Origin of the sequence: Shewanella sp. SACH (genome assembly GCF_001887095.2) — a bacterium.
GTDB classification, from domain to species: domain Bacteria; phylum Pseudomonadota; class Gammaproteobacteria; order Enterobacterales; family Shewanellaceae; genus Shewanella; species Shewanella baltica.
The window spans coordinates 1-298 of sequence record NZ_MPDG02000031.1 but is presented as its reverse complement, the minus strand read 5'-3'; the positions used below and the strand labels follow the sequence as shown (position 1 = coordinate 298).

The 298-nt window shown below is 48.0% G+C and carries 1 tRNA gene; it reads right to left on the bottom strand.

From position 1 onward, the window contains the following. Window positions 1-206: 206 nt before the first annotated feature. A tRNA-Met gene (locus BM607_RS21650) sits at window positions 207-283 on the bottom strand. Window positions 284-298: the final 15 nt, after the last annotated feature.

Sequence of the window (298 nt, the reverse complement as noted above, 5' to 3'; positions counted from 1 at the left end):
GATTTGAACCGACGACCTTCGGGTTATGAGCCCGACGAGCTACCATACTGCTCCATCCCGCGTCCGATTGTTGCTGTTAATAACTGTTTTAATTCTGTCATCTAAGAATTCGCTTCGGAAGCTGGATTTAAACCTGCGACTTTCGCCTGTTGTTTATAAAGGGTTGAGCCCGATAAGCTGTTTCTCGTTACAAACACATAAAAAATTGGTTGCGGGAGCCGGATTTGAACCGACGACCTTCGGGTTATGAGCCCGACGAGCTACCATACTGCTCCATCCCGCGTCCGATTTTTGCTGT